The organism is Clostridium sp. (genome assembly GCF_016650095.1).
In the GTDB taxonomy this organism is placed as follows: domain Bacteria; phylum Bacillota; class Clostridia; order Clostridiales; family Clostridiaceae; genus Clostridium_AD.
Window position 1 is genome coordinate 1 of the sequence record NZ_JAENWL010000152.1, and the last position, 7,924, is coordinate 7,924.

The following is a 7,924-nucleotide window of genomic DNA, read 5'->3' on the forward strand; positions in this document are numbered from 1 at the left end:
ATCATTATACGGTATATCTTTTATAAATGATCTGTCTATTTTCAGTTTGTCTACAACATAAATTTTCAGATACATAAGTGATGAATATCCTGTACCAAAATCATCCTTGGATGCTTCCGCTCCATACCCCTTCGCAAAAAAAATAATAGAACATTCAGTTAATTTGATGCTATAATTAATTATGTAATAATAAATGTTAAGAGGGAGTTGTTAATTATATGGATTTGAGTGTTATAAAACTTGGATTGATTGAATACCAGGAAGCCTATGATTTACAGATGAAGATTCTTAAACTGAGTCAGCAGGAAGCAATAGGCAATGTTCTTTTGATATTAGAACATCCAACTGTATTAACTGTAGGGATAAATGGAAAGGACAACAATATCCTAGTAAAAGAGGATGTACTCCATGAAATGGGCGTTGGTGTTTTCCGAAGTAACAGAGGTGGAGATGTAACTTATCATGGTCCTGGACAAGTAGTTGCTTACCCTATTATAAATTTGAATCATTTTGGCAAAGATGTGAAAAACTACGTTAGACTGCTAGAAGAGACCTCAATTGGGTTGATAAAGGAAGAATATGGGCTGATTGCAGATAGAAAGCCTGGATTTCCTGGTGTATGGGTTGGAAATAATAAGATTACGGCCATTGGCTGCGCTGTTAAACGATGGGTCACAATGCACGGGTTTGCCTTAAACGTAAACACTAATTTAGAGCATTTCAAATTGATTAATCCATGTGGTTTTACAGATAAAGGAGTAACTTCTCTGGAAAAATTGTTAGGGGAATCACAGGACATTGACATTGCTATAAACCATATTATTAAGCATTTTAGTGATTTATTTAGTGTGAAGCCTCAAATTATAGATAAAAAAATATTTTTAAAAAAGGTAGGGAACTTATATGTTGGAGAATAGAAAACCGGACTGGCTTAAAATAAAAATTTCTAGTAGCGCTGAACTTCATAGTGTAATCGATATGATGAGAAAGCTCAACCTTCATACAGTTTGTGAGGAAGCAAATTGCCCTAATCTTATGGAGTGTTTTAGTAATAAGACAACCACCTTTATGATTCTTGGAAGGGAATGCACTAGAAATTGTACGTTTTGTACTGTTAGTAAAAATACACCTACAAATGTAGATATACAGGAGCCGTTCCATGTAGCAGAAGCAGTAAAACAACTTGGTTTAAAACATGTTGTAATCACATCAGTAACAAGGGATGATCTTTCCGATGGAGGGGCTGGACATTTCGCAAAGGTTATAGAAGCGGTAAAAGAAGTATCTCCGAGTACTGCCATAGAGGTTCTTATCCCAGACTTTCAGGGTGATATGGATGCTCTATACCAAGTGGTCAATGCCAAGCCAAAGGTAATCAACCATAATATAGAAACTATAAAAAGGCTTTACCCTGAGGTTAGGCCTATGGCCAATTATAATCGCAGTTTGGAACTACTGAAGAGGGTAAAAGAGATGGATGCCAATATTTATTCAAAATCAGGCCTTATGGTAGGTTTAGGCGAAACCCAAGATGAGGTCATTGAGCTACTTTATGATCTTCGTGAATTTGGATGTGAAATAGTTACAATTGGCCAATACTTGGCTCCGTCTAAGAAACACCATCCAGTTATAGAATATGTAACTCCAGAGATTTTTGGTATTTATAAAAAGAAGGCTGAAGAAATGGGTTTCAAATATGTTGCATCGGCTCCTCTAGTAAGAAGCTCATACCATGCAGGAGAGGCTTTTAAATAATAGCCCTAAAGTTCCATCATCATTATACGGTATATCTTTTATAACTGATCTATCTATTTATTTTGTTTTGATTAATAAACAATAATTTATTTATGCTATTATATAAATATATAAATCTGTTAAATATAAAGGAGAAAATCATGAGCAATGAACATTTACTAGTTAGTATTTTAATAAATTCAGATAAAATTAGTCAACCTGCTCAAAGAGTACTACAAAGGGCAGGAATCGAAACATTAGAACAGTTAACTCAGTATAAAGAAGAGGAAATGATTGCTTTTCATGGATTCGGACCTAGGGCACTTACAATAATCAAAAGGAAACTTATTGAACATGGTCTTTCTTTCAAAATAGAAGATTAAATTATTGTGACGCTATCGGACGATTATCTACATTGCGCTAAGAAATGTGGACACAATCGAGTTGAAGTAAATAAAATATTTCGAAAGAGTAAATCCAATGAAAATTTCAGGTATTTGCAAAGAGGCATAAAGATAGCAGAAAGGAGATGTCTTATTACAGCTCCCTTATGCTATTTAGGAATACTTATTTTTATCTTTCCCATATTTTTTAGATAATTTAGATAATTTAGATAATTTAGATAATCCTATTTCATTAGCAGCTTCTACATTCATTTTGTCTAATTCACTCTTTGTCTTTTGACCAAGTTATTTACTTTCTTGGTTATTTTTTTGTCTATATGCGCCATTGTAAGATCCTCCCTTATAAAAAATATTTTGCCTCTTAAAAATAGATATTCCAGCAATAATATAACCATATCTATAAAATGTATGTGGTTAGAACGGTTTCAAAGCTCATGACCACCTTTAATAGCGATTTCATCCCTAATTTTATTAAGTTCTCCATTAATTCGGCATTGCTCGAAATGGCAATTCCCATCAACTTGCACAGCCTGTACATAACATAATACTATACTGCATAAAATAAATTGTTAAGTAGTAATATATCAAATTCATAAAGCATAATTAACATTAATACTAATAAATACAAAAATCTATTTTCTAAACCATATGTTTTAAAGGGGGGAATATTAAATGTCCATTACTATACAATCCGCAATAGACAAGTTAAGAATAGCAGTATGGTACCAAGTATCTAATGAAAAGAACATAGACCTTGCTCAAGCGCCTGGAGCTAACATAATTAAAATGGCTATAGCTAAATATATAGACAATATAAATCCAAACGATATAATAGCATTACTAAATCTGAATAAGTATATAACCCAAGTAGGTCCCGACGAAGCAAGTATAGAGGATGATGATGCATTTAATGAATCGCTAAAAAGACTTATTGATAGATATTAAAAGATATTTACTCTTATGATAATAGAAGAGGTTATAAGTACAAAACTTATAACCTCTTCTATTATCAGTTTTTGGTGTCAAATCCTCTTATATAGGCAATAATCTCATCTTCTGGAATCGGTTTAGAATAATAATAACCCTGAACTTCATCGCAACCGTTTTTTAGAAGAAATTCAAGTTGCTCCTTTTCTTCTATACCTTCAGCAATTACTTTTATCCCTAAACCCTTTGAAAGATTTATTATTGTTTTTGCAATTGTTCCATCATCATTATAGGGTATATCTTTTATAAATGATCTGTCTATTTTCAGTTTATCTACAACATAATTCTTCAGATATGCAAGTGATGAATATCCTGTACCAAAATCATCAATGGATAATCCTATCCCCATATCTTTAAGCTTCTTAAGTATTTGTGCTGTAATAATACTATTATCCATTAAAATACTTTCCGTTATTTCAATATCAAGAAAACTTGGTGGAAGACCAGTTTCCTTGAATATATTTTCTATTAATTCAACAAGATATGTCTCTTTAAATTGTACAGCCGAAATATTAACTCCCACTTTAATCGGGAAGCCCAAATCTATTAATTTAACGCCCATTTTGCAGGCCTCACTTAAAACCCATTCTCCAATAGGTATTATAATATTGCTTTCTTCTGCAAGGGGAATAAATTTACTTGGGGGTATGCTTCCCTTGGGGCTATTCCATCTTAATAGTGCTTCAACTCCTATAAACATATTTTTTTGAATATCTATCTGTGGCTGATAATATAATTCAAATTCATCCCTGCTGAGTGCATACCTTAAATTATTAATAATCTCGTAATTTTCTGTAGTTATTTTATTTATACTCCTTTGGTAGAACTCATACCTATTCTTTTTATTTGATTTTACATGATTCACTGCTGAGCTTGCATTTTTAAAGAGTTCATCATGGTAGCAACTATCATCTGGGTAAAGACTTATTCCAGCACTTATTGATACAAAAATTTCTTCACTATATACATTAAACGGATTATTGAATAATAAAAAAATCTTATCAATTCTATGTGTCATATCCTTCAAATCCTCTATTTTTTTAAAAAATATGGTAAACTCGTCTCCATTTGTTCTTGATAGTAAATCTAATTCGCTAATATTTGAAAATAATCTCCTAGATATTTCGCACAGAAGCATATTCCCTGTATCATAACTCATGGTTTCATTTATTACCCTGAAATTATCAATATTAATTATCATCATTGCTGCATTATTTATACTTTGCTTAGTATCATCAATGTATATATTTACCAACTGTCTGAAATAATCCTTATTTGTTGCATTTGTCAGTGCATCGTACTTAAGTATATTGTTCTGATGGTTTATTTCTTCAATATCATCAGTAATCTTCTCACTCATTGTCTTTATTGATACCGAAAGTATTCCTATTTCATCCTTTCGCTGCAAGTATTCCCCAGGGATATCAACTCTATAATTTGAATCTCCAACATTTCTAACTATGTTCGAGATCGCAATTATGGGTTTTGATATCATATTACCCAAACGAAGGGATAGTAATATTGAAAGTATTGATAGAATTCCTATTAAAATATATAGAAATCCCCTTAAAGAAATCATCCTACTGAGTATTTCCTTCTCATCTGCCGTCATCCCGATAATCCAACCATTACTCATTTTTGCCAGTGATGTTACCTTTTTACTGCCATCAGAGGATTTATACTTTATTATAGATGCATCATCTTTTTTCGAATTATCAATACTTTGTTTAAATTGGTCTTTATTAATATCTGCAATATTTTTATTTCCACTATATAATGGGTGGGATATTATCTCATAGTTACTGTTAAGAAGGAATGCAAAACCAGATTTATATATTTTTATACTATCTATTTTTTCTCTTATGTTATCATATGTAAAATCACTACCTATCACACACAGGAGTTCATTCTCCAGATATATAGCCCTTGTATAGGACATAAATTCTACCACTTTCCCATTATCCATCTTCCAATTATAAGGCTTACCCCAATAATCCCTATGTGTAGAAACAGGTGTGAACCACCACGATTTATCCTCAGTACTGTTGAAATTATCAGTATAATATTCCATAGGCACTACGCTTTGCCGCTCAACATTACCATCTCCATCTTGATCTGCATAATATACATCATGCACCTTGCCCGTAAGCTTAGGATTAAAATATACATATGCAGTTTTTCCCTGTGAAGAATTCTGAGCTTGCATTTTAACTGTCGGCTCAATACGTTTTATTAACTCCTCCATATATTTATCATCATGGATTTTGGATTTATCTATATTATTTACCAAATCGTAATCCAATATATTTACTATTTTTGAAACTTCACTAAAATATCCTTCCAAAAAATTGGCATAGGATTTTGCCATATAGCTTAGCTTCTGATTCGCCTCATCCTCTATGGTTGTTGTACTGAATTTTGTACTTAAAAATCCAACTAATAAGGAGGCTATAACAGCTGTTAGTGCTATAGAAAGTATTATCCGACTTCTTATGCTCTTAAAGAAAGAAAGTGTTTTGAAAAGACATACCTTCATTTTATGCACCTCTTATTCTTTTTTCATCTTTATTTTCATTGTAATAAATCGACTTACTTAGATTATACCATTTTTTCTTACTAATTCTATCCCTGCACTTTAAAATACAATTGGGAAAATAAAAAATGAAGGAATTTAAGTGTATTTGTAGAATAGTTTCTAGTGAAAAGGGAGTGAATTTGATGCAACAAACAAATAATACATCTCATATGGTTAGAGGTATAAGAAAAATTAAAAACATATATAATTATTTTAGTAATAGATTGTTTATTAGTGAAAATTTTAATATTATACAAAATATCATAGAAACAAGCACGAACTTAATCTTCTACAAAGATAGAAATAATATCTACCGTTATTGTAATTTAGCTTTTGCTCAATATTTAGGTTTAAAGAAAGAAGAAATTATTGGTCATCCAGTCTTTGAGATAAGCCCTACCGAAATTATAGATATAATTTTAAAAGCAGATAAACATTTTATAAATAATGAGGATATGATAACATATAAATCTATGGTTAATAGTAATAATGGATTTATACATGAGATTATTTTCACTAAGGATAATACTTTCAATACTAAAAATATTGTAGTAACTATGAATGATATTACAAAATTAATAATGTCCCAAAAATCAAATGAGAGGAACTTAAATTTAAATCAAGCAATTCTCGAAATAAATAAAATTATTATTGATAATAACGATATAGTTGAAATCTGTAATCTTGTATTAGATAAAATTACAGATTCTATTGAGCTTGCAGATGCTGGTTGTGTTTTAGTTTTTGATAAAAATGAAAATTTGAATATTATCGCTAGTAAGGGCTATGATACTGAACAATGTAAAAAATTTAGCATTAGTTTAACAGATTCTTTTTATTATAAAAAAAACAACGGCAAAATAGATAATCCTATTATAATTAATGATATTCAAAAGTTCGATTGGAATGAATACACAGACTTTTGGAAACGTTCGCAAGTAAAAATTGATAAAGCAGTTCTTATAAATGATGATTATGAAGTGGATTGGATAAAATATTCAAAGCTCTTAGAAAGTTCTCTTGCAATTACTGTTGAGTCTTCCATTGCTACCCCTATCGTATTTGACAACCATTTATACGGCTTTATAAACATTGACAGTACTGAAAATAATGCTTTTCATGAATCCGATTTAGAAGTAATGAATTATATTAAATATCAAATTGAAGTTGGTATTAGTAAATTCAAGATTTATGAGGAAACTATTTTTTTATCTAGGTATGATGGACTTACAACTCTTTGTAATAGGCGATATTTTGATCAGTTATTTTATGACGCAGTTAAAAATGCAACAAACAAAAGTCAAAGCTTTTACATGGCAATGTTTGATTTAAATGATTTAAAAGTTGTTAATGATACTTACGGACATCTTGCGGGAGATGAATTAATAAAAGACTTTGCTGATAGATTAAGATCTACAATTAAAGATACCGATATCTTAGGTAGACTCGGTGGAGATGAATTTGCTGCTATTTTCTTCGGTGTAGAATTAGAGGTTTTGTACCTTAAATTAGAAAATATAAACGAGAACTTTAGGACTAATCCATTGATATATGAAGGAAATACAATTATAGGTAGTGTGAGCTTTGGTATTTCAGAATTTCCCAAAGATGGATTAGATTATAACAAGTTGTTTAAAAAAGCTGATAAAAATATGTATAAACATAAGCAAAAGATAAAAAATCATGTTTGTCTCGAGAAGATTTAGAGGATTATTTATATCAGTTTTTCCTAATTTCATATCTTTTATTATCTGTATATCCAAGCTTTGGTTATTATGCTAAATGTCAGATACAAAGATTTCAAGCGGGTATTACGATTTTTCAAATTAAACCTCGTTAAGTTGATATCGTTGTATTGTCTACTTAACTGGGTATTTTTCTGTTATCTTCTTATATGTTTTCACAGGTACTCCATATTTTTCTCCCATACGAACTACTTCGAATATAAGCCCGTCAAGTTCTGATTTTTTCCCCTGAGCAATATCCCTTTGCATGGATGTCGATGCCGTAGGTGCCAGTTTATCCAGAATGTCTAAATTAATCTGTACTATATCTATCGTAAAATAAATCCCCATAGCTACAGCCAGAGCATCAATTTCCTTAATTAATGCAATAAAAGTATCTCTGATTTCCCCCTGTTTTTGCATAGCTGCTGCTTCTGCTCCATAATATAAACCACAAGCTGCCATTGCTGACACATAAGAAAATTTCTGCAAAGCATCTC

7 protein-coding genes and 1 pseudogene are annotated in these 7,924 nt (G+C 30.9%); 5 read left to right on the forward strand and 3 right to left on the reverse strand.

Annotation, left to right across the window (positions count from 1 at the left end):
* Nucleotides 1-123 (reverse strand): annotated as a pseudogene (locus JJE11_RS17760) (EAL domain-containing protein); the annotation flags it as partial.
* Nucleotides 124-218: 95 nt separating this feature from the next.
* Here JJE11_RS17760 and lipB point away from each other — a divergent pair.
* From lipB to JJE11_RS10255, 4 genes are all read left to right on the forward strand, one after another.
* Nucleotides 219-917: a lipoyl(octanoyl) transferase LipB gene (gene lipB, locus JJE11_RS10240; protein ID WP_291635210.1), complete on the forward strand. Its 699-nt coding sequence runs from the start codon at nucleotides 219-221 to the stop codon at nucleotides 915-917.
* The gene (gene lipA / locus JJE11_RS10245) at nucleotides 907-1,755 is read left to right on the forward strand and encodes a lipoyl synthase (protein ID WP_291635221.1); all 849 of its coding nucleotides are present in this window, start codon (nucleotides 907-909) and stop codon (nucleotides 1,753-1,755) included. Before lipB ends, lipA begins: the two co-directional genes overlap by 11 nt.
* A 140-nt stretch (nucleotides 1,756-1,895) precedes the next feature.
* A complete protein-coding gene (locus tag JJE11_RS10250; protein ID WP_291635212.1) occupies nucleotides 1,896-2,117 on the forward strand; it encodes a DNA-directed RNA polymerase subunit alpha C-terminal domain-containing protein in 222 nt (73 codons plus the stop codon).
* A 693-nt stretch (nucleotides 2,118-2,810) separates the two neighbouring features.
* Nucleotides 2,811-3,083 (forward strand): hypothetical protein, encoded by a 273-nt coding sequence (locus JJE11_RS10255; protein ID WP_291635213.1) that lies wholly within the window; start codon nucleotides 2,811-2,813, stop codon nucleotides 3,081-3,083.
* A 64-nt stretch (nucleotides 3,084-3,147) separates the two neighbouring features.
* Here the strand turns inward: JJE11_RS10255 and JJE11_RS10260 are convergent, their stop codons facing one another.
* Nucleotides 3,148-5,661, reverse strand: a complete 2,514-nt coding sequence (locus JJE11_RS10260; RefSeq protein WP_291635215.1) for an EAL domain-containing protein — start codon at nucleotides 5,659-5,661, stop codon at nucleotides 3,148-3,150.
* 125 nt (nucleotides 5,662-5,786) lie between these two features.
* On the opposite strand from JJE11_RS10260, the gene JJE11_RS10265 reads away from it, so the two are divergent.
* Nucleotides 5,787-7,406 carry a diguanylate cyclase gene (locus JJE11_RS10265; protein WP_291635217.1) on the forward strand — a complete coding sequence of 540 codons (1,620 nt, stop codon included), beginning with the start codon at nucleotides 5,787-5,789 and terminating at the stop codon, nucleotides 7,404-7,406.
* A 153-nt stretch (nucleotides 7,407-7,559) separates the two neighbouring features.
* Here JJE11_RS10265 and JJE11_RS10270 read toward each other — a convergent pair.
* On the reverse strand, nucleotides 7,560-7,924 hold a 365-nt coding region (locus JJE11_RS10270), incomplete at its 5' end, for a ketopantoate reductase C-terminal domain-containing protein (RefSeq protein ID WP_291635219.1).